The organism is Streptomyces sp. NPDC096105 (assembly GCF_044763335.1).
Lineage (GTDB): Bacteria > Actinomycetota > Actinomycetes > Streptomycetales > Streptomycetaceae > Streptomyces.
The window spans coordinates 1-24,863 of the sequence record NZ_JBIWGC010000039.1; the positions used below are offsets into that span (position 1 = coordinate 1).

The 24,863-nt window shown below is 75.5% G+C and carries 3 protein-coding genes and 1 pseudogene; all 4 read left to right on the forward strand.

Annotation, left to right across the window (positions count from 1 at the left end; translation table 11 throughout):
* On the forward strand, window positions 1–6,552 hold a 6,552-nt coding region (locus tag ACIQ8B_RS32415; RefSeq protein WP_403551839.1), incomplete at its 5' end, for an SDR family NAD(P)-dependent oxidoreductase.
* A 53-nt stretch (window positions 6,553–6,605) separates the two neighbouring features.
* A pseudogene (locus ACIQ8B_RS32420) lies at window positions 6,606–12,260 on the forward strand (SDR family NAD(P)-dependent oxidoreductase); the annotation flags it as partial.
* A 32-nt stretch (window positions 12,261–12,292) separates the two neighbouring features.
* Entirely contained in the window at window positions 12,293–23,329 is an 11,037-nt protein-coding gene (locus tag ACIQ8B_RS32425; protein ID WP_403551841.1) for an SDR family NAD(P)-dependent oxidoreductase, read from the forward strand.
* Between the two features lie 33 nt (window positions 23,330–23,362).
* Window positions 23,363–24,863, forward strand: a 1,501-nt coding sequence (locus ACIQ8B_RS32430) for a type I polyketide synthase (protein ID WP_403551843.1), incomplete at its 3' end; no start/stop codon positions are given.

The window sequence follows — 24,863 nt, forward strand, 5'->3', positions numbered from 1 at the left end:
GTGACCGTCGCCGCCTGCGACGTCGCCGACCGGGACGCGCTCGCCGCGCTGCTGGCGGAGCACCCGCCCACCGCCGTCTTCCACACCGCCGGCGTCCTCGCCGACGGCGTGATCGGCACCGTCTCGGCCGACGACCTGCGCGCCATCCGCGCTCCCAAGGCCGACGCCGCCCGCCACCTGCACGAACTGACCGCCGAACGGAACTTGGAGCTGGACGCCTTCGTGCTGTTCTCCTCCGTCACGGGCACCTGGGGCAACGGCGGGCAGGCCGCCTACGCCACGGCCAACGCCTCTCTCGACGCGCTCGCCGAGCAGCGCCACGCCCAAGGGCTGCCCGCCACGTCCGTCGCGTGGGGGCTGTGGGGCGGCGGCGGCATGGCCGAGGGCGCCGGCGAGGAGAGCCTGAGCCGTCGCGGCATCCGTCCCATGGACCCGGACCGGGGCATCGAGGCCCTGCACCGGGCCCTGGACCACGGCGACACCTGCGTCACCGTCGTCGACGTCGACTGGGAGCACTTCGCGCCCCGCACGTGCGCCCTGCGTCCGGGACCCGGCTTCGACACCGTGCCCGAGGCGCGTCGGGCCCTGGAGGCCCGCGACGACCGTTCCGCCGGGTCCGCGGCCGGGCCCGCCGACGGACTCGCGGGACGGCTGGCCACCCTTCCCGACACCGAACGCACGCGGGTACTGGTGGAGCTGGTGCGCGCCGAGGCGGCCGCCGTGCTCCGGCACCCCGGCACCGACGCCGTCCGCCCCGACCGTTCCTTCAAGGACGCCGGATTCGACTCGCTGACCGCTCTGGAACTGCGCAACCGCATCAACGCCGCCACCGGGCTCACGCTGCCCGCGACCGTCGTCTTCGACCGGCCCAGTCCGGAGGTGCTCGCCGAACACCTCCTCGGCAGGCTGCTGGGCGACTCGCCGGCCGCCGCGCCGGCCCCCGTGGTGCCCGCGTCCGCGTCCGCTTCCGCCGCCGACGGCCGCGACCCGGTCGTCATCGTCTCCATGGCCTGCCGCTACCCGGGCGACGCCGCCACTCCCGAGGCGCTGTGGGACCTGGTCATGGCCGGACGCGACGTCATCGGCCCCGCCCCCGCCGACCGGGGCTGGAACCTGGACGAGATCTTCGTCCCCGACCCCGAGAACCTTCCGCGTGGCCGCACCTACGTCCGCGAGGGCGGTTTCCTCCACGAGGCCGCCGAGTTCGATGCCGAGTTCTTCGGCATCTCGCCCCGCGAGGCCCTGGTCATGGACCCCCAGCAGCGGCTGCTGCTGGAGACGTCCTGGGAGGCCCTGGAGCGAGCGGGCATCGACCCGCGGACCCTGCGTGGCAGCCGCACGGGCGTCTTCGCGGGCCTCACCCACCAGGAGTACGCCTCCCGGCTGCACGAGGCCGACGAGGAGCACGAGGGCTACCTGCTCACCGGCAAGTCCGCCAGCGTGGTCTCCGGCCGCATCTCGTACGTCCTCGGTCTGGAAGGCCCGTCGGTCTCCCTCGACACGGCCTGCTCCTCCTCCCTGGTGGCCCTGCACCAGGCGGTGCAGGCACTGCGGGCGGGCGAGTGCGACCTCGCTCTCGCCGGCGGTGTCACCGTGATGGCAGCGCCCGGACTGTTCGTGGAGTTCTCCCGCCAGCGCGGCCTCTCCGCCGACGGCCGCAGCAGGGCGTTCGCCGACGCGGCGGACGGTACGAGTTGGGGCGAGGGCGCCGGCATCCTCCTCGTCGAGCGGATGTCCGACGCCGTGCACAACGGACACCCGGTCCTCGCCGTCGTCCGCGGCTCCGCCGTCAACCAGGACGGCGCCAGCAACGGCCTGACCGCGCCCAACGGCCCCTCCCAGGAACGCGTCATCGTCCAGGCCCTCGCCAACGCGGGACTCGATTTCGCCGACGTGGACGCGGTGGAGGCGCACGGTACGGGCACGCGCCTGGGCGACCCCATCGAGGCGCAGGCGCTGCTGGCGACCTACGGACAGCGGCGGGACACCGGACAGCCCTTGTGGCTCGGCTCGTTGAAGTCCAACATCGGACACCCGCAGGCCGCCGCAGGTGTGGGCGGGATCATCAAGATGGTCATGGCCCTGGAGCGGGGCGTCCTGCCGAAGACCCTGCACGTGGACCGGCCCTCCTCGCGGGTGGACTGGTCGGCGGGTGCGGTCGAGCTGCTGACCGAGACCCGGCCGTGGCCCGGCGTCGACCGTCCGCGCCGGGCGGGCGTGTCCGCCTTCGGTGTGAGCGGGACCAACGCGCACGTGATCCTGGAGCAGGCCCCCGCCGTCGTGCCGGCCGAGGAGCCGACGACCCGCGACTTGCCCGTCGTCCCGCTGGTCGTCACGGGCCGTTCGGCCGAGGCGCTGCGGGAGCAGGCGGAGCGCCTGGACGCCGCCCTGGAGCACACCGGTGCCAGCACCCGCCTCCCCGACGTCGGCTACACGCTCGCCTCCGGTCGGTCGGTGTTCGAGCACCGGCAGGTCCGGGTCGGGGACGTCACGGTGGAGGGGGTGGCGTCGGCGTCGCCGGGCCGGTCGGTGCTGGTGTTCCCGGGTCAGGGGACGCAGTGGGCGGGGATGGGCCGGGAGTTGCTGGACGCTTGTCCGGTGTTCGCGGCGCGTATGGCGGAGTGTGCGGGGGCGTTGGCGCCGTTCGTGGACTTCGATCCGGTGGAGGTGCTGCGTTCGGGTGCGGCGTTGGAGCGGGTGGAGGTGATCCAGCCGGTCACGTGGGCGGTGATGGTGTCGCTGGCCGAGCTGTGGCGGTCGTTGGGTGTGGTGCCGGATGCGGTGGTGGGGCATTCGCAGGGTGAGATAGCGGCTGCTGCCGTGAGTGGTGCGCTGTCGTTGGAGGACGCGGCGCGTGTGGTGGCGTTGCGGGCGCGGGTGATCGGCCGGGAGCTGGCCGGTCTGGGCGGGATGGCGTCGGTGTCGCTGCCGCGTGCGGAGGTCGAGGCGCGCCTGGCCTCGGTCTGGGCGGGTCGGTTGGATGTGGCTGCGGTGAACGGCCCTTCCAGCACCGTCGTCGCGGGGGATGCGGACGCGGTCGTGGAGTTCGTGGAGGCCTGCCGGGCCGAGAAGGTCCGGGCCCGTCAGGTTCCCGTGGACTACGCCTCGCACTCCGCGCACGTGGAGCGGATCGAGGCCGAGCTTCTCGACGTCCTGGCTCCGATCACCCCACTCCGGGCGCGCGTCCCGTTCTATTCCACCGTTGATGCGGCCCCCGTGGACACCGCGTCGCTCGACGCGGGCTACTGGTACCGCAATCTGCGCCACACCGTCCGCTTCGAGGAGACCGTCCGGCTCCTGGCCGGCCGGGGCTTCGGGACGTTCGTGGAGTCCAGCGCGCACCCCGTGCTCACGATGGGCGTGCAGGAGACGGCCGATGTTACGGCCGTGGGATCGCTGCGCCGGGACGAGGGCGGACTGGCCCGCTTCCTCACCTCGGCCGCCGAACTGTTCGTCCACGGAACGCCCGTCGACTGGGCGTCCCTCTTCGACGGCACCGGCGCCCGGCACGTCGACCTGCCCACCTACCCCTTCCAGCACCAGCACTACTGGGCCCCGACCTCGCCCGCGGGTACGGGGGACGCCGCCGCCGCCCGGTTCGGCATGCGGTGGGAGGCGCATCCGCTGCTCGGGGGTGCCCTGCCGCTGGCCGAGAGCGGTGAGGTGGTGCTCGCCGGACGCGTCTCCCTCGCCGATCACCCGTGGATCTCGGATCACGCCGTTCTCGGACGGAGCCTGTTGCCCGGCACGGCGTTCGTCGAACTCGCCCTGCGCGCCGCCGCCGCCACCGGATGCGGCAGCGTGGAGGAACTGGGACTGGAGGCGCCGCTCACGCTCTCCGAGCGGACCGCGACGCAGGTGCAGGTACGGGTGGAGGCCGCCGACGAGACCGGTCGGCGGCGCATGACCGTCCACTCCCGTACCGAGGCCGCCGACGGCTCCGAGACCGCCTGGACCCGGCATGCCGCCGGCGTCCTCGGCGCGGACGCCCCCACGCCCGCGACCGCCGACTGGGCGGGCGCGGCCTGGCCGCCGGCCGGCACCGAGCGGGTGGCCGCGGAGGACGTGTACGCGCGGTTCGCGGACCTGGGGTACGAATACGGGGAGGTGTTCTCCGGCGTCGAGGCGCTGTGGCGCCGCGAGGGCGAGGTCTTCGCGGAGATCCGGCTGCCCGCCCGGGTGCGGACCGACGCCGTCCGCTACGGCGTGCACCCCGCACTGCTCGACGCCGCGCTCCAGCCCTGGCTCGCGGGCGGACTGCTCGACGTACCGGACGGTGCGCTGCTGCTGCCCTTCGCCTGGCAGGGCATCACCCTGCACGCTCCGGGCGCCGACGCCCTGCGGGTACGGGTCGCCAGGACGGGCGACGGCGAGGTCTCCCTGACCGCCGTCGACCTCGCCGGTACTCCGGTACTGGACCTCGCGGCCCTGGTCATGCGCCCGGTGGAGCGGGCCAGGCTGGGGGCCCTGCTCGGTGCCTCCGGCGACCGGCTGCCGTTGTACCGGGTCCGCTGGCAGGGCACCGCCGGGTCGGCGCGGCCCGTGCGGCGGCTCGCACTGATCACCCCCGACCTGATCGGCTCCGACCCGGGCTCCGGCACCCTCGGTGTGCACGCTCGCCCTTCGGGTGCCGAGGTGGAGGTCCATGCCGGCCTGGGCGCCCTGCGGGACACCGTGGCCTCCGGCGCCTCCCCGCTGCCCGACGCCGTCGTCGCCGCCTTCCCGCCCGGGCCGGTCACCCCCGAGCAGGTGCGCGAACACACCGCGCGCGGGCTGGCCCTGCTCCAGGACTGGCTGAGCCGGGACGAGGACGGGGACGGTGACGCGGTCACGGAGCGGGCCCGACTGGTCGTGCTGACCGGGCACGCGGTGGCCGCCGCGCCCGACGAGGAACTGCCGGGCCTGGCGGGCGCCGGGCTGTGGGGGCTCGTACGCTCCGCGCAGACCGAGCACCCCGGCCGGTTCGTGCTCGTCGACACCGACGGCACGGACGCCTCGGCGGCCGCACTGGCCGCCGCGCTCGGCACGGGCGAGGAGCAACTCGCCCTGCGGAACGGTGAGATACGCGTCCCCGGACTCGTCCGCCACGAGGAGGCCGCCCCCGCCGCGACCCCCGCCGCCGCAGCCCTCACCCTCGCGGCCACCGAAGCCCCGGCCGCACCCGCGGGCCCGGCCCTCGACCCCGGGGGCACCGTCCTGGTCACCGGGGGGACCGGCACCCTCGGTGCCCTGATCGCCCGGCACCTGGTCACCGCCCACGGTGTCCGCCGTCTGCTCCTCGTCAGCCGCAGCGGGTCCGCCGCCGACGGGGCCGGCGAACTGGAACGGGACCTGACCGACCTCGGGGCGCACGTCCGGATCGCCGCCTGCGACACCGGCGACCGCGCCGCGGTGCGGGCCCTGCTCGAGGACGTCGACCCCGGCCACCCGCTGACCGCCGTCGTCCACGCGGCCGGCGTGCTCGACGACGCCCCGGTCACCGCGCTCGACGCCGAGCGGCTGGACACCGTACTGCGGCCCAAGACGGACGCGGCCCTGCACCTGCACGAACTGACCGCGGACCTGCCGCTGGCGGCGTTCGTGCTCTTCTCGGGCGCCGCCGGACTCCTCGGCCGCCCCGGGCAGGCCAACTACGCCGCGGCGAACACCTTCCTGGACGCGCTCGCCGCCCACCGCCGTGCCACCGGCCTGCCCGCGACCGCCCTGGCCTGGGGGCTGTGGGGGGAGGCCAGCGGCATGACCGGCCACCTCTCCGACACGGACCTGCGGCGCCTGCGCCGCTCCGGCATCGCGCCCATGAGCAACGCGCAAGGGCTGGCGTTCTTCGACCGGGCCCTGGCCCGGCCCGGCGGCCCGTCGCTGCTCGTGCCCGCGAAGCTGGACACCCACGCGCTGCGCGGGCCCGGGGCCCAGGCGCCCGCCCTGCTGCGCGGACTCGTCCCGGCGGCCACCCCGGCCCCCCGCACCCCGGCGCCCGGCGGTGCGGCGGCGCGGCCGGCCGGAGCCCCGCAGGACATCGCCGAGCGCCTCGCCGGTCTCGACGCGGCAGCCCGGGAACGGGAGCTGCTCACCCTGGTCAGGAGCGAGGTCGCCGCCGTCCTCGGCCTCGGCGGAGCCGACGCGGTCGACCCCGGCCGTACCTTCCGGGACATCGGCTTCGACTCCCTCACCGCGGTGGAGCTGCGCAACCGCCTCAACGCGGCGACCGGGCTGCGGCTGGCCGCCGCCGTGGTCTTCGACCAGCCCACGGCCCATGCGATCGCCGCGCACATCGGCGCCGAACTGGCCGCCGTCACCGGAGGCGCCCGCCAGGCGGGGGAGACCGCCCTCGCCGGACTGGAGACGCTGGAGGCGGCCGTCGCCGCGCTCGCGGACGACGACATCCGCCGGGAGACCCTGCACCGCCGCCTGGCCGCGCTCGTGACCGCCCTCGGCGGCCCCGACGGCGGCCCAGCGGACGGTGCCGGTCCTGACCCGCTCGTGACCGCACCGCGGGACCTGGCAGGCATCGACGACGAGGAACTTTTCGCCTTCATCGAGGAGCAGTTGTGACGACGGCACGCCCCGACAGTCCCGACAGCACGGCCAAGGTGCGCGACTACCTCAAGCGGGTCACCGCCGAACTCGTCGACACCCGCGCCCGGCTGAAGACCGCGCAGGAGGCGGCGGATGCCGCCCGCGAGCCCGTCGCGATCGTCTCGATGAGCTGCAGGCTGCCCGGCGGCGCCGACACCCCCGAAGCCCTGTGGCGGCTCCTGGAGACCGGCACCGACGCGGTGTCCGGGCTGCCCGAGGACCGCGGCTGGGACCTGGCGGCCCTCTACGACGCCGACCCGGACGCCCACGGCACCAGTTACGCCCGCGAAGGCGGCTTCCTGCACGACTGCGCCGACTTCGACCCGGAGTTCTTCGGCATCTCGCCCCGTGAGGCTCTCGCCATGGACCCCCAACAGCGTCTGCTCCTGGAGACCGCCTGGGAAGCCTTCGAACGCGCCGGACTCACCCGCGACGCCGTCCACGGCAGCCGTACGGGGGTGTACGCGGGCGTCATGTACGACGACTACGGCGCCCGTCTCCCGCACACGCCGGGCGGCCGGCTGCCCGAGGGCCTGGAGGGCTACCTCGTCAACGGCAGCGCGGGCAGCGTCGCCTCCGGCAGGGTGTCGTACACCTTCGGGCTGCGCGGCCCCGCCGTCACCGTCGACACCGCCTGTTCCTCCTCGCTGGTCGCCGTGCACCTCGCCGCCCGGGCGCTGCGGGCGGGGGAGTGCGACCTGGCGCTCGCGGGCGGGGTGACCGTACTGGCCACGCCGACGATGTTCATCGACTTCTCCCGGCAGCGCGGACTCGCCGCCGACGGCCGGTGCAAGGCGTTCTCCGACGCGGCCGACGGCACCGCGTTCGCCGAGGGCGCGGGTCTGCTGCTGCTGCAGCGGCTGAGCGACGCACGGCGTGAGGGCCGCACCGTCCTCGCCGTCCTCCGCGGCTCGGCCGTCGGCCAGGACGGCGCCGGAAACGGCCTGACCGCGCCCAACGGGCCCGCCCAGCAGGCCGTCATCCGGGCCGCGCTGCGCGACGCCCGGCTCACCGCCGACCAGGTCGACGCCGTGGAGGCCCACGGCACCGGCACCAGCCTGGGCGACCCCGTCGAGGCGGAGGCCCTGCTCGCCACCTACGGGCAGGCCCGCACCGCCGGCCGGCCGCTGTGGCTCGGCTCGCTGAAGTCCAACATCGGCCACGCCCAGGCCGCCGCCGGCGTCGCCGGTGTCGTCAAGACGGTCCTGGCCCTGCGGCACGGACTGCTGCCCCGGACCCTGCACGCGGACGTGCCCTCCTCCCGTGTCGACTGGGCGGGCGGCGCGGTGCGTCTGCTGCACGAGAACACCGCCTGGCCGGACCGCCCCGGCGAACCGCGCCGTGCCGCCGTCTCCGCCTTCGGCGCGAGCGGCACCAACGCCCACCTGATCCTGGAGCAGTCACCGGAACCCGCAGCCCCCGCCGCCTCGGAGGGGCCCGCACCCTCGAAGGCGCCCGCCGGACCGGGTTCCGCGCCCGTCGGCGCCGCCTGGGCGTTGTCCGCCCGTTCCGGGCCCGCCCTGCGGACGCAGGCGCGCCGCCTCCTGGCCCACCTGGACGCCGCCGGCGCCGACACCGATCCCGGTCTGCTGGCCGGGGTGCTGGCCCACCGGCGCACCGCCTTCCCTGAGCGGGCCGTCGTGCTCGGCACCGGACGCGACGAGCTGACCGAGGGACTCACCGCCCTCGCCGCCGGCCGTGCCGCCCCCGGCCTGGTCACCGGGCACGCCACCGCCGGGCGCCGCACCGCGTTCCTCTTCACCGGCCAGGGCAGCCAGCGCCCCGGCACGGGCCGTGAACTGCACGCTCGGCACCCCGAGTTCGCCCGCGCCCTCGACGAGATCGACGCGGCCTTCGCACCCCACCTGGAGCGCCCGCTGCGTGAGGTGATGTTCGCCGGCCCCGGTTCGGCCGACGCCGCGCTGCTGGACCGCACCGAGTACACCCAGCCCGCCCTGTTCGCCCTCGGAGCCGCCCTGTACGCCCTGGTCACCGCCCGGGGCCTGGTCCCGGACGCCGTCACCGGCCACTCCGTCGGCGAGATCACCGCCGCGTACGTCGCCGGTGTCCTCCCGCTGGAGGACGCCGCGACACTTGTCGCCGCCCGCGGCCGTCTCATGGGCGAACTCCCCGAGGGCGGCGCGATGGCCGCCCTCCAGGCCACGCCCGAGGAGGTGCTGCCCCTGCTGGCCGGCCGCGCCCACGAGCTGGACCTCGCCGCCGTCAACGGGCCCACCGCGGTGGTCGTCGCCGGGGACACCGCGGCCGTCACGGAACTCACCGAGCACTTCAAGGGACTGGGACGGTCCGTCAAGCACCTCAAGGTCTCGCACGCCTTCCACTCCCCGCACATGGACGCCATGCTGCCCCGGTTCGAGACCGTCGTCCGCGGTCTGGAACTCCGCCCGCCCACGATCCCCGTCGTGTCGAACCTGACCGGAGCCCTCGCGGACGACGCCACCCTGTGCGACCCGGACCACTGGGTCCGCCACGCCCGCCGGCCCGTACGGTTCCTCGACGGGCTGCGCGCCCTGCGGGCCACCGGCACCGACACCTTCGTGGAACTCGGCCCCGACGCCGTCCTCACCGCCGTCACCCGCACGATCCTCGACACCGACGACGCCACCGCCACCGGAACCGACGGTGCCACCGGCACCGACGGCCGCACCCCCGGCGGGCCGGACGTGCTCACCGTGCCCGTGCTGCGCCGCGGCCACTCCGAGGGGGCCGTCCTCGACCGGGCGATCGCCACCCTCCACACCCACGGCCTGCCCGTGCGGCCGGCCGCCGAGCCGGACCCCGGCCCCGCCGCCGAACTCTCCGCGGCACTGCCCACGTACCCCTTCGAACGCACCCGCTACTGGCTGGACGCCCCCGCCCCCGCCGCGCCCCTGGCCACCGCCGGACTCGACGACGCCGGGCACCCGCTGCTCGCCGCCGCCGTGGAACTCCCCGACGGCCAGGGCGGCGTGTGGACGGCCACCCTGTCCACCCGCACCCACCCCTGGCTGGCCGACCACACCCTCGCCGGCCGGACCGTCGTCCCCGGCACCGCCCTGCTCGAACTCGCCCTCGCCGCCGCCGGCGACGGCCACGGGATCGCGGAACTCACCTTCGGCCGGCCCCTCGTCCTGCCCGACGACACCGCCGTGCGGCTGCGGGTACGCGTCGGCGCCGAGGAAGCCGACGGCTCCCGCCCCGTGACCGTGCACTCGGCGCCTCTCGACCCCGGCGCCGCATGGACCGCGCACGCCACCGGCCGCACGGAACCCGCCGGGGCGCCCGAGCACACGCCGGTCACCGACCTGGCCGGGACCTGGCCGCCGCCCGGCGCGGAGCCCGTGCCGCTCGACGACGAGCATGCCCGCTTCACCGCCGCCGGCGTCGGCTACGGACCCGCCTTCCAGGGACTGACGGCCGCCTGGCGGCTCGGCGACACCGTGTACGCGGAGGCCGCCCTGCCCGCCGCCGAGGCCGCGGAAGCGCCCCGCTACCTGCTGCACCCCGCCCTGCTGGACGCCGCGCTGCACGCCGTGACCGCCACCCGGCCCGACGCCCACGGCCTCGTCCCCTTCGCCTGGACCGGCGCCGGCCTGCACGCCCGGGGCGCCGACGCACTGCGCGTCCGCATCACCCCGGAGGGCACCGACTCGGTCGCCGTCACCGCCGCCGACCCCACCGGCCGCCCCGTCCTCACCGCCCGCGGCCTCGCCCTGCGGGAGATCGCCGCCCACCAAGTCATCGCCGTGGCCGGAACCGCCACGGCGCCACTGCTGCGGCCCACCTGGACCCCCCTGGCCGCCGGACACCCGGCACCGGACCCCGGCACCTGGTACCTGCTCGGCGCCCCCACCCCCGGCCTCGCCGAGGCACTCACCGCCACCGGCGCCACCGTCCACACGGCCGACGACCCGCACGGCGTCCCGGCCGACGGAGGCGCCCCGCCGCACGTCCTGGCCGCCCTGCCCACGACCGGTGACCCGCACCGCGCCGCGCACCTCGCCCTCGACCTCGTCCACCAGTGGCTGGCCGCCGAACACCTCCCCCCGGCCCGCCTCACCGTGCTCACCGAGGGCGCCACCGACGCGGCCGGCCCCGTCACCGACCCCGCGGCCGCCGCCGCCTGGGGCCTGCTGCGCACCGCCCAGACCGAACACCCCGGCCGCTTCGCCCTGGTGGACACCGACACGACCGAGGCCTCCCACCGGGCCCTGCCCGCCGCCCTCGCCGCAGCCGGACCGGACGCGCAACTGGCCCTGCGCGCCGGAATCGCGCACACCCCGGCCACCGCCCGCGCCCGCGCCACCGGGAACGGCACCCGCTTCGACCCCGACGGCACCGTCCTCGTCACCGGCGGCACCAGCGGCCTCGGAGCCGCCGTCGCCCGGCACCTCGTCACCGCCCACGGCGTGCGCCACCTGCTGCTCGTCAGCCGCCGCGGCCCCGGCACACCCGGCGCCCGCGAACTCGCCGCCGACCTCACCGCGTCGGGCGCCGAGGTCACCGTGGCCGCGGGCGACGCCGCCGACCGTGAACGCCTCGCCGCCCTGCTCGCCCACCTGCCCACCGCCCACCCGCTCACCGCCGTCGTGCACACCGCGGGCGTCCTGGACGACGGCGTGCTGACCGCCCAGACCCCCGACCGCGTCGACGCCGTCCTGCGGCCCAAGACCGACGCCGCGCTGGCCCTCCACGACCTCACCCGCGACCTGGACCTCGACGCGTTCGTGCTCTTCTCCTCCGCAGCCGGCCTCCTCGGCAGCGCCGGACAGGCCGGCTACGCCGCCGCCAACGCCCACCTCGACGCCTTCGCCTCCTGGCGACGCGCCCAGGGCCTGCCCGCTCTCTCGCTGGCCTGGGGACCCTGGGCGGGAGACGGCATGGCCGCCGCCCTCGACGGCGCCGACGCCGTCCGTCTGCGCCGCACCGGACTGGTACCGCTCACCCAGGACGAGGGCCTCACCCTGTTCGACGCCGCACTGGACACCGAGGCACCCGTCCTGCTGCCGCTGCGCTTCGACCCGGCCCGCGCCGGCACCGGCGTACCCGCCGTGCTGCGCGGCCTCACCACCGGCGCCCCGCACCGCCCCGCCGCCCGAACGGCCGCGCTCCCTGCTGCCGCGCCGGCCGGACCCGCCCTCGCCGACCGCGTCGCCGGCCTGCCGCGCGCCGAACGCGCCGCGCTCGTCCTGGAACTGGTCCGGGCCGAGGTCGCCGCCGTCCTCGGTCACACCGGCACGGACGGCATCCCGGCCGGCCGCAGCTTCAAGGACGCCGGCTTCGACTCCCTGACCGCCGTGGAACTGCGCAACCGGCTCACCGCCGAGACCGGTCTGCGCCTGACCCCGACCCTCGTCTTCGACCACCCGACCCCCCAGGCACTGGCCGCTCACATCGACGGCGCCCTGCCCGGCGCCGACAGCGCGGTCCTCGCCCTGCTCGGAGAGCTGACGCAGGCCGTGGACCGGGCCGACACCCTCGACGACCGAGCCCGGCAGACGGTCACCGAACAGCTCCGCCGGCTGCTCACCCGGCTCGACGAGGGCGGCGACGCCACCGCACCCGCGGGCACCGAACCGGCCACTGACGCCGCCGAAGCCACCGGCGACGTCACCGAACTACTCCGATCCGCCTCCGACGACGAACTGTTCGAGCTGCTCGACAGCGGTTTCCGCGCCGTCTGACGCCTCGGCAACCACACCTTCAGGGGAGAGCTGTGTCCGCCAACGAAACTCATAAGGACGCCGCCGGCAACGAGGTCCGGCTCCGTGACTACCTGCGCCGTGCCATGGCCGAACTGCACGAGACCCGGGAGAAGCTCCGCCAGGCCGAGGAGCGTGGCACCGAACCCATCGCGATCGTGGGGATGGCGTGCCGGTTCCCGGGTGGGGTGGGGTCGCCGGAGGGTCTGTGGGATCTGGTGGTGTCGGGGGCGGACGCGGTGTCGGGTTTCCCGGTGGACCGTGGCTGGGACGTGGAGGGGTTGTTCGATCCGGAGCCGGGCCGTCCTGGGCGTACGTATGTGCGTGAGGGTGGGTTCCTGCACGGGGCGGGGGAGTTCGACGCGGGGTTCTTCGGTATTTCGCCGCGTGAGGCGGTGGCGATGGATCCGCAGCAGCGGTTGCTGCTGGAGACGTCGTGGGAGGCGTTGGAGCGGGCGGGTGTCCCGGCGGAGGGTCTGCGCGGATCACGGACCGGCGTCTTCGTCGGCGCCATGTACCACGACTACGGCACCGACCGCACCGCCGCCACGGACGACACCGGCGGCTACGGAGGCACAGGCACCTCCGGCAGCGTCGTCTCCGGCCGGATCTCCTACGCGCTGGGCCTGGAGGGCCCCGCGGTGACCGTGGACACCGCCTGCTCGTCCTCCCTCGTCACCCTGCACCTGGCCGCGCAGGCCCTGCGCGCCGGGGAGTGCGACCTCGCCCTCGCCGGCGGCGTCACCGTCATGTCCACCCCGAACACCTTCGTCGAGTTCTCGCGGCAGCGGGGGTTGTCGGTGGACGGGCGGTGCCGGGCGTTCGCGGAGGGTGCGGATGGTACGGGCTGGGGTGAGGGTGTCGGGATGCTGCTCGTGGAGCGGTTGTCGGACGCGCGTCGGCTGGGTCACCGGGTGCTGGCGGTGGTGCGGGGTTCGGCGGTGAATCAGGACGGTGCGTCCAACGGGCTGACGGCTCCGAACGGTCCGTCGCAGCAGCGGGTGATCCGGGCGGCGTTGGAGTCGGCGGGGTTGTCGGCGGCTGATGTGGATGTGGTGGAGGCGCACGGTACGGGGACGCGGCTGGGTGATCCGATCGAGGCGCAGGCGCTGCTGGCGACGTATGGGCAGGGGCGTGAGGCGGGGCGGCCTTTGTGGCTGGGGTCGTTGAAGTCGAACATCGGGCATGCGCAGGCTGCTGCCGGTGTGGGCGGGGTCATCAAGATGGTCATGGCCCTGGAACGGGGTGTGTTGCCGAAGACCCTGCATGTGGACCGGCCCTCCTCGCGGGTGGACTGGTCGGCGGGTGCGGTGGAGTTGCTGACGGAGCAGCGTGTGTGGCCGGAGGTGGGTCGTGCGCGTCGGGCGGGTGTGTCGTCGTTCGGGGTGAGCGGGACCAACGCCCACGTGATCCTGGAGCAGGCGCCGACCGTCGAGGCGGTCGGGGAGCCGGCCGTGGTGCGTGACCTGCCGGTGGTCCCGCTGGTGGTCAGCGCCAAGTCCCGGGAAGCCCTCCGGGAACAGCAGGCACGCGTGCGCGCCCTCCTGGACCAGGACCTCTCCCCACGCCCGCTCGACGTGGCCTACAGCCTCGCCACCGAACGCTCCGCCCTGGAGCACCGCTCGGTGACGCTGCACCAGGCCACGGTGGAAGGCGTGGCCCCGGAGACCCCCGGACACACGGTGCTGATGTTCCCCGGTCAGGGGACGCAGTGGGCGGGGATGGGCCGGGAGTTGCTGGACGCTTGTCCGGTGTTCGCGGCGCGTATGGCGGAGTGTGCGGGGGCGTTGGCGCCGTTCGTGGACTTCGATCCGGTGGAGGTGCTGCGTTCGGGTGCGGCGTTGGAGCGGGTGGAGGTGATCCAGCCGGTCACGTGGGCGGTGATGGTGTCGCTGGCCGAGCTGTGGCGGTCGTTGGGTGTGGTCCCGGATGCGGTGGTGGGGCATTCGCAGGGCGAGATAGCCGCTGCTGCCGTCAGTGGTGCGCTGTCGTTGGAGGACGCGGCGCGTGTGGTGGCGTTGCGGGCGCGGGTGATCGGCCGGGAACTGGCCGGTCTGGGCGGTATGGCGTCGGTGTCGCTGCCGCGTGCGGAGGTGGAAGCACGCCTGGCCTCGGTCTGGGAAGGCCGCCTCGACATCGCCGCGGTGAACGGCCCTTCCAGCACCGTCGTCGCGGGGGATGCGGACGCGGTCGTGGAGTTCGTCGCCGCCTGCCGGGCCGAGAAGGTCCGGGCCCGTCAGGTTCCCGTGGACTACGCCTCGCACTCCGCGCACGTGGAGCGGATCGAGGCGGAGCTTCTCGACGTCCTCGCCCCGATCACCCCACTCCGGGCGCGCATCCCCTTCTATTCCACCGTTGATGCCGCCCCCGTGGACACCACGGCCCTCGACGCGGGCTACTGGTACCGCAATCTGCGCCACACCGTCCGCTTCGAGGAGACCGTCCGCCTGCTCACGTCCAAGGGCTTCGGGACGTTCGTGGAGTCCAGCGCACACCCGGTACTGATCATGGGCGTGCAGGAGACGGCCGACGTGATGGCCGTGGGATCGCTGCGCCGGGACGAAGGCGGACTGGCCCGCTTCCTCACCTCGGCCGCCGAACTCTTCGTCCACGGAACACCCGTCGACTGGGCGTCCCTCTTCGACGGCGCCGGCGCCCGGCACGTCGACCTGCCCACCTACCCCTTCCAGCACCAGCACTACTGGCTGGAATCCGGCACGCCGGAGAACGACTCGCTCACCTACCGCGTCCAGTGGAAGGCCCTCGGTGTCGACGAGGGCGCCACCCGGATGTCCGGGCGCTGGCTGCTCGTACTGCCCGAGGGGCCCGCCGGGGACGCCGCCGCCGACGCGGCCCGGCAGCACCTGGCCGCCCGCGGAGCGGTCGTGGAGTCGTTCACCGTCAGCCCGGCCGCCACCGACAGGTCCCTGCTGCGCGCCCGGCTCGCCGAGACGGCCGACCGTCCCGGTGCCGAACCACTGACCGGCATCCTGTCCCTGCTCTCCCTCGCCGAGGGCGAACACCCCGACCACCCGGCCGTACCGCTCGGGCTCGCCGCCACCCTCACCCTCGCCCAGGCCGCCGCCGACGCGGGCACCGGGGCGCGGCTCTGGGCCGTCACCGAAGGCGCCGTGACGGTGACCGCCGCCGAGGTGCCGTCCCCCGCCCAGGCGCAGGTCTGGGGCCTGGGCCGGGTCGCCGCCCTCGAACTGCCCACCCTGTGGGGCGGGCTGGCCGACCTGCCCGCCGGCGGAGCGGCCGACGCGCGCTCCTGGCAGCAGCTCGCCGTCCTGCTGGCCGCACCCGGCACCGACGACCAAGTGGCCGTCCGCGGCTCCGGCATCTTCGGCCGCCGCATCGTCCACGCCCCGCTCGCCCCGGCCGGCGGCGCGCGGCCCACGCACGGCACCGCGCTCGTCGTCGGCGACATCGCGGGCGTCGCCGAGCCACTGGCCCGCCGCCTGCTCGCCTCCGGCACCGCGCACGTCGTCCTCGCCGGACTCACCGGCGCCGTCGCGGACGACCTCGCCGACCTCGCCGACCGCACCACCGTCACGCCCTGCGACCTGACCGACGACCGCGCCCTCGGCGAACTCCTCACGCGGCACACCCCGTCCGCCGTCTACGTCGCACCGCCCGCCGCGCCGCCGACCACGCTCACCGCGACCACGATGGAGGGCTTCGCCGCCGCCGTCGCCGCCAAGACGGACCTGCCCACCCGCGTGGACGGACTCCTCGCCGGCAGCGAACTGGACGCGTTCGTCGTGTTCTCCTCCGTCGCGGGCGTCTGGGGCGGCGCCGGCCAGGGCGGCTACGCGGCCGGAACCGCGTACCTGGACGCGTTCGCACAGACCCGCCGGGCCGCGGGCCTGGCCGCCACCTCGGTGGCCTGGACCCCCTGGCGGAACACCTCCGGCGTCCTGGCCGGGCACCTCGCGCGCACCGGCCTGTCCCTGCTCGCCCCCGAACGGGCCCTGGACGCCCTCGACGCCGTCCTCGGCCGCGACGAGACCGGCATCGCGGTCGCCGACGTCGACTGGAGCCGCTTCGAACCCGCCTACACCGCCGCCCGGCCCTGCGCCCTCCTCGACGAACTGCCCGAGGTACGGCGGGCGCGCCACGAGGAACGGGCCGCCACCCACCGCGAGGACGGGACCACCGGACTCGCGGCCGTCCTGCGCGGCAAGTCCGACCAGGAGCAGGAACGGGAACTGCTGCGGCTGGTGCGCACCCACGTCGCCGCGGCCCTCGGACACACCGACGCCGACGGCATCGCCCCCGACCGGGCCTTCCGCGCCCTCGGCTTCAACTCCGTCACCGCCGTCGAACTGCGCAACAGGCTGCGCGAGGCCACCGGCCTGCACCTCGCCGCCTCCCTCGTCTTCGACCACCCGAACCCCGCCGCGGTCGCCCGCCACCTGAAGGAGCTGGCCACCGGCACGGGCACCGACCGGTCCGCCGACGCGCCCTTCGCCCTCGCGCCCGCCGACCGCGCCGGCGAGCCCATCGCCATCGTCGGCATGGCCTGCCGCTTCCCCGGCGGCGTCAGCACCCCCGGAGAGCTGTGGCGGCTCGTCCTCGACGGCGGAGACGCCGTCACCCCCTTCCCCACCAACCGCGGCTGGGACCTCGACGGCCTCTACGACCCCGACCCGGAGGCCAAGGGCCGCACCTACGTCCGCGAGGGCGGCTTCCTGCCCGAGGCACCCGACTTCGACCCGGAGTTCTTCGGCATCTCGCCCCGCGAGGCCCTCGCCATGGACCCCCAGCAGCGGCTGATGCTGGAAACGTCCTGGGAGGCGTTCGAACGCGCCGGACTCGACCCCGCCCACCTGCGCGGCAGCCGCACCGGCGTCTTCATCGGCACCAACGGCCAGCACTACATGCCGCTCCTCCGGAACGGCGACGAGGACTTCGACGGCTACCTCGGCACCGGCAACTCCGCCAGCGTCATGTCCGGCCGCCTCTCCTACGTCTTCGGGCTGGAAGGCCCCGCCGTCACCGTGGACACCGCCTGCTCGGCGTCCCTGGTCGCCCTGCACCTGGCCGTGCAGTCGCTGCGCCGCGGCGAGTGCGGCATGGCCCTCGTCGGCGGCGCCACCGTCATGTCCACCCCGGAGATGCTGGTCGAGTTCTCCCGCCAGCGCGTCATGTCACCCACCGGCCGCTCCCGGGCCTTCGCCGCCGGAGCCGACGGCGTCGCCCTCGGCGAAGGCGCCGGCACCCTGCTCGTGGAACGGCTCTCCGACGCCGTACGCAACAACCACCCGGTGCTCGCCGTCATCCGCGGCTCCGCCGTCAACCAGGACGGCGCCAGCAACGGCCTGACCGCCCCCAGCGGCCCCTCCCAGATCCGGGTCATCCGCCAGGCCCTCGCCGACGCGGGCCTGCGACCATCGGACGTCGACGCCGTGGAGGCGCACGGCACCGGCACCGAACTCGGCGACCCCATCGAAGCGCAGGCGCTCCTCGCCACCTACGGCGCCGAGCGCCCCACCGGCGACCCGCTGTGGCTCGGATCGGTGAAGTCCAACCTCGGCCACACCCAGGCCGCCGCCGGTGTCGCCGGCGTCATCAAGATGGTGCTCGCCCTGCGCGGCGGCGTACTGCCGCGCACCCTGCACGTCGACGAGCCCACCCCCCGCGTCGACTGGACCGCGGGCGCCGTGTCCCTGCTCACCGACGACGTGGCCTGGCCCGAGCGGGACACCCCGCGCCGCGCCGCCGTCTCCGCCTTCGGCATCAGCGGCACCAACGCCCACGTCGTCCTCGAAGAGGCCCCCCGTCCCGAGCCGCGGCCCGACGCCGCCGGCCCCGGCCGGGACGACGACACCGACTGGTGGTCGGAGGTCACCGTCCCGCTGCTGTTCTCCGCCCGCAACGAATCCGCGCTGCGCGCCCAGGCGGCCCGGCTGCGCGCCGGACTGATCGAACACCCTGACACCCACCCCGCCGACGCCGGCTACACCCTGATGACCGCGCGCTCCCGCTTCGAGCACCGGGCCGCCGTCATCGGCGAGAGCCGTGAGGAACTCCTCGACGCCCTCAACTGCCTCGCCCAGGGCCGCCCGCACCCCGTCGTGCTGCGCGGCACCGCCGGGCCCGGCGACCGGATCGTGTTCGTCTTCCCCGGGCAGGGCTCCCAGTGGGCGGCGATGGCCGAAGGCCTGCTGGAACGCTCCGCCGCCTTCCGCGCGAGCGTGCGGGAGTGCGACGAGGCGCTGCGCGCCCACCTCGACTGGTCCGTGCTGGACGTCCTGCGGCAGGTGCCCGGCGCCCCCTCCACGGCCCGCGTCGACGTGGTCCAGCCGGTGCTGTTCACCATGATGGTGTCGTTGGCCGCCACCTGGCGCTCCCTGGGCGTGCACCCCTCGGCCGTCGTCGGGCACTCCCAGGGCGAGATCGCCGCCGCGTACGTCGCGGGCGGCCTCTCCCTCGACGACGCCGCCCGCATCGTGGCCCTGCGCAGCCAGGCCTGGCTGACCCTGGCCGGGCAGGGCGGCATGATCGCCGCGTCCCTGTCCGCCGAGGCCCTCCGGGCCCGCCTCGCCCGCTTCGGCGACCGGCTCTCCGTGGCCGCCGTCAACAGCCCCCACACCGCCGCCGTCGCCGGCGAACCCGGGGCGCTGAAGGAACTCCTCGACGAACTCGCCGCCGACGGCGTCCACGCCCGGCCCATCCCCGGCGTCGACACCGCCGGCCACTCCGCGCAGGTCGACGCCCTCAAGGACCACCTCCTGGAGGTCCTCGCCCCCGTCGCGCCCCGCAGCGGCGACATCCCGTTCTACTCCACCGTCACCGGCGGTCTGCTGGACACCGCCGCACTGGACAGCGGCTACTGGTACCGCAACATGCGCGACCCGGTGGAGTTCGAGGCCGCCACCCGCGCCCTCGTCGCCGACGGCCACGAGGTGTTCCTGGAGCCCAGCCCCCACCCCATGCTGGCCGCCTCCCTCCAGGAGACGGTCGCGGACTGCGGCGCCCGCGCCTCCGTCCTCGGCACCCTGCGCCGCGAGAAGGGCGGCGCCCGCTGGTTCGCCGCGGCCCTCGGCACCGCCCACGTCAGCGGCGTCGAGATCGACGCCGACGCCCTCTTCGGCACCGGCTCCCGCCGCGTCGAACTGCCCACCTACCCCTTCCAGCGCGAGCGGTACTGGTACAGCGCCCCGGCCCGGCGCGGCGACCTGTCCGCCGTAGGCCTGCGCGAAGCGGCCCACCCGCTGCTCGGCACCGGCGTGGAACTGCCCGAGTCGGGCTCCGTCGTCTACACCGCGCGCCTGGGTGCCGACACCCAGCCCTGGCTGGCCGACCACGCCCTGCTGGGCACCGCCCTGCTGCCCGGCGCGGCCCTCATGGACCTCGCCGGCTGGGCCGGACGGCAGTCCGGCTGCGCCCGCACCGACGAACTGATCCTCCAGGCACCCGTCGCGCTGCCCGACACCGGCGCCCTGGAACTGCGGCTCCTGGTCGCCGCCGCCGACGAGGACGGACGGCGCACCCTCACCGTCCACTCCCGCGAGTCCGGCGCCGCCCCCGGAACCCCCTGGACCCGGCACGCCGAAGCCGTCGTCGCCCCCGCGCCCGCCGCCGCACCGCCGGCCCCCGCACCGGCCCCGTGGCCGCCGACCGCCGCGACCCCCGCACGGCACACCGAACCCGCCGCCTTCTACGCGGAGTTCGCCGACCGCGGCTACGACTACGGGCCGGCCTTCCGCGGCTACCGCGCGGGCTGGAGGGACGGCGACACCGTGCACGCCGACGTGCACTTGCCCGACCAGGCCACCGGCACCGGCTACGGCCTGCACCCCGCCCTCCTCGACGCCGCCCTGCAGGCCATGAGCCTGGGCCGGTTCTTCCCCGAGGACGGGCTCACCCGCATGCCGTTCGCCGTGCGCGGCGTGACCCTGCACACCGAGGGCGCCGCCCGGCTGCGCGTCACGATCCGCCCCGCCGGAGAGGAGGCCGTCTCCCTGCACGCCACCGACGACAGCGGACGGCCCGTCCTGGACATCGAGGAACTGCTGGTCCGCACCGTCTCCGACGCCCAACTGGCCGCCGCGTCGGCCGGCCGGGCCGGACACCACGGCTCCCTGTACGAGGTGGACTGGCCGACGCTGCCCGTCCCCGCCGCGCTGCCCGTGCGCCGCCTCGCGGTCGTCGGCGAGGACCACGCCAAGGTGCTCGCCGCGCTGGAGGCCGCCGGCACCGACGGCGACTGGTACCCCGACCTGGCCGCGCTGCTCGCCGCCACGCGGACCGGACCCGCCCCCGACACCGTGGCCATCTCCTTCCCGCAGCACCCCTGCCCCGACGCCGCGGCCGCCCACGCCACCGCCCACCGGGTCCTGGACCTGGCCCAGAGCTGGCTGGCGGCCGGCGACCGGCTCGCCGGCACCACCCTCGCCCTGATCACCCGCGGAGCGGTGGCCACCGCCGCCGACGAACAGGTCGGTGACCCGGTCGCGGCCACCGTGTGGGGCCTGATCCGCTCCGCCCAGTCCGAGGAACCCGGCCGCTTCGTCCTCCTCGACGTCCACGACGTCGACCACCCCGACACCCTCAAGGGCACCACCCTGGCCGCCGCCCTCGCCTGCGGCGAATCCCAGGCCGCCGTCCGCGGCAGCACCGTCCGCGTCCCACGGCTCGCCCGCGCCGCCGACGCCACCGCACGCGGCGACCTGCTGCTGCCCCCGGCCGACAGCACCGCCTGGCGGCTCGCCACCACCGGCACCGGCACCCTGGAGGGCCTGCGCCTGACCGACGCCCCCGACACCCTCGCCGCCCTCGAACCCGGACAGGTGCGCATCGCCGTACGCGCCGCCGGCGTCAACTTCCGCGACACCCTCATCGCGCTCGGCATGTACCCGGGCGACGCCGTCATGGGCGCCGAGGGCGCGGGCATCGTCACCGAGACCGGACCTGGCGTCACCCACCTGGCCCCCGGCGACCGCGTCCTCGGCATGTGGACCGGCGGCTTCGGCCCCTTCGCTGTCGCCGACGCCCGCATGGTCGCCCCCGTGCCCGACACCTGGAGCTACGCCGAGGCGGCCTCCGTACCGGCCGTGTTCCTCACCGCCCACTACGCCCTCACCCGTCTGGCCGCGGCCCGGCCCGGCCAGACCCTGCTCGTCCACGCGGCCGCCGGCGGGGTCGGTATGGCGGCCCTGCAGCTCGCCCGCCACCTCGGCCTGACCGTGTACGCCACCGCGAGCACCGGCAAGTGGGACACCCTGCGCCGCCTCGGCCTGAGCGACGACGCCATCGCCAACTCCCGCACCACCGAGTTCGCCGACACGTTCCTCGCCGCGACCGGCGGCAAGGGCGTGGACATCGTCCTCAACTCCCTCGCGGGCGACTTCGTCGACGCCTCCCTGCGGCTGCTGCCGCGCGGCGGGCACTTCCTGGAACTGGGCAAGGCCGACGTACGCGATCCCGAACATCTCGCCCGGACCCACCCGGGCACCGCCTACCAGGCGTTCGACCTCGTCCAGGCCGGGCCCGACACCGTCGGCGAGATGCTCCGCGAACTGCTCGACCTGTTCGCCCGGGGCGTCCTGAGCCCGCTGCCGCTGACCACGTACGAGATCCGCGGCGCCCGCGAGGCCTTCCGCACTCTCAGCCAGGCCCGGCACACCGGCAAGCTCGTCCTCACCATGCCGCCGTCCTTCGGACCGTACGGCACCGTCCTGGTCACCGGCGGCACCGGCACCCTCGGCAGCACCGTGGCCCGCCACCTGGTCACCGAGCACGGCGTACGCCACCTCGTACTCGCCGGCCGCCAGGGACCCGACGCGCCGGGCGCCATGGAACTCGCCGCCGAACTGACCGGACTGGGCGCCGAGATCACCGTACGGGCCTGCGACGCCGGCGACCGCGAGCAGCTCGCGGCACTCCTCGCCGACATCCCCGCCGACCGGCCGCTGACCGGTGTCGTGCACACCGCCGGCGTCCTCGCCGACGGCACCGTGCCCGCCCTGACCCACGACGATCTCGACGCCGTCCTGCACCCGAAGGTCGACGCCGTGCTCAACCTGCACGACCTCACCCGCGACCTGGACCTCACCGGATTCGTGATGTACTCGTCCTCGTCGGCGCTGTTCGGCAGCCCGGGCCAGGGCGGCTACGCCGCCGCCAACGCCTTCCTCGACGCCTTCGCCGGATACCGGCGTTCCCTGGGCCTGCCCGCCGTCTCCCTCGCCTGGGGCCTGTGGGCCGGCGACAGCCGGATGGCCGGCCACCTCGACCAGAGCGGCATGCACCGCCGGCTCGCCCGGGGCGGGATCCTGCCCCTCACCGACGCCGAGGGACTGACCCTGTTCGACGCGGCCCAGGCCGCCGACAGCCCGCTCCAGGTACCCATCCGGCTCAACCACGCGGCCGTCCGCGCCGCCGGACCCGTCCCCGCCTTCCTCAGCACACTCGTCCAGGGCGGCACCACCGAGGCCTCCCGGCCCGCCGCGCAGGAGGGCACCGCCGACGCGGGCACCCTCACCGCCCGCCTGGCCGGACTGTCCGCCGAGGAACAGGAGGAACTCCTCCTCGACACCGTCCGCGGCCACGCCGCCGCCGTCCTCGGCCACGGCGGACCCGAGGGCATCGCCGCCGACCGGGCGTTCAAGGAGACCGGCTTCGACTCCCTCACCGCGGTCGAGATGCGCAACCGGGTGGCCGCCGACACCGGCCTGCGCCTGCCGGCCACCCTCGTCTTCGACCACCCGACGCCCCTCGCCCTCGCCGCGCACCTGCGCGCCGCACTGGCTCCCGAGGAGACCGGGACATCACTGCCCGCCCAGGCCGACGGCACGTCCGTCATGACGGAACTCGACCGTCTGGAGGCCCTGTTCGGCGCCCTCGCCGGACAGGCCGCCGACGGCACCGCTCCCGACACCACCACACACCAGGAGATCGCCGGCCGCCTCACGGCCCTGGCCGGACTGTGGAACGGCATCGGCGGCACCCGCGGCACACCCGCCGCGGACGGAACGACGGCCGACTCCCTGCAGGACGCCGACGACGACGAGATCTTCGCATTCATCGACGAGCGGTACTGAGCCGCGACCACGTGACGGGGTGACCAGACAGACATGGCGAACGAAGACAAGCTCCGCGACTACCTGAAGCGGGCCACCACCGAACTGCACCGCACCAGCGAACGCCTGCGGGACCTGGAGGCGCGGGCCCACGAGCCCGTCGCGATCGTAGGCATGGCCTGCCGCCTGCCCGGCGGCGCCGCCTCACCCCAGGCGCTGTGGGAGCTGGTGTCCACCGGCACCGACGCGGTCTCCCCCCTGCCCGGCGACCGCAACTGGGACACCACGGGCCTGTACGACCCCGACCCGGACGCGGCCGGCCGCACCTACTGCCGCGAAGGCGGTTTCCTGCCGGACGCGGGCGCCTTCGACGCTGCGTTCTTCGGCATCTCACCGCGCGAGGCGGTGGCCATGGACCCCCAGCAGCGGCTGCTGCTGGAAACCTCCTGGGAAGCCCTGGAACGCGCCGGCGTCGACCCGCGCTCCCTGCGCGGATCCCGCACCGGCGTGTTCGTCGGCGCCTGGGACGGCGGCTACACCTCCACCGTCCGCGAGCCCTCGGCCCAACTGGAGGGTGACCTGCTCACCGGAGGCGTCGTCAGCTTCACCTCCGGCCGCATCTCCTACACCCTCGGCCTGGAAGGGCCGTCGGTGACCGTGGACACCGCCTGCTCCTCCTCCCTGGTCGCCCTGCACCAGGCCGTCCGCGCCCTGCGCGCCGGGGAGTGCGACCTCGCCCTCACCGGCGGCGTCACCGTCATGTCCACCCCGGCCGTCTTCGTCCAGTTCTCCCGGCAGCGGGGCCTCGCGGCCGACGGCCGGTGCAAGGCGTTCGCCGACGCCGCCGACGGCTTCGGCCCCGGCGAGGGCGCCGGCATGCTCCTCGTGGAGCGACTGTCCGACGCGGTACGCCGGGGCCACCGCGTCCTGGCGGTCCTGCGGGGCTCCGCCGTCAACCAGGACGGCGCCAGCAACGGCCTCACCGCCCCCAGCGGCGCCGCCCAGCAGCGCGTGATCCGCCAGGCCCTCACCGACGCCGGACTCACCGCCGCCGACATCGACGCCGTGGAGGCCCACGGCACGGGCACCCGCCTGGGCGACCCGATCGAGGCCCACGCCCTCATGGACACCTACGGCCGCGCCCGAGCCGCCGAACGCCCCCTGTGGCTGGGCTCGCTGAAGTCCAACATCGGCCACACCCAGGCCGCCGCCGGCGTCGCGGGCGTCATCAAGATGGTGATGGCGCTGCGCGCCGGTGTCCTGCCGAAGACCCTGCACGTCGACACACCCTCCGCGGAGATCAACTGGTCCGCCGGCGGTGTGGAACTGCTGACGGAGACCCGTGACTGGCCCGAGGGCGCCGACGGCCGTCCCCGCCGGGCGGGTGTGTCGTCGTTCGGGGTGAGCGGGACCAACGCCCACGTGATCCTGGAGCAGGCGCCGACCGTCGAGGCGGTCGAGGAGCCGGCCGTGGTGCGTGACCTGCCGGTGGTCCCGCTGGTGGTCAGCGCCAGGTCCCGGGCCGCACTGGAGGAGCAGTCCGCGCGCGTGCGCA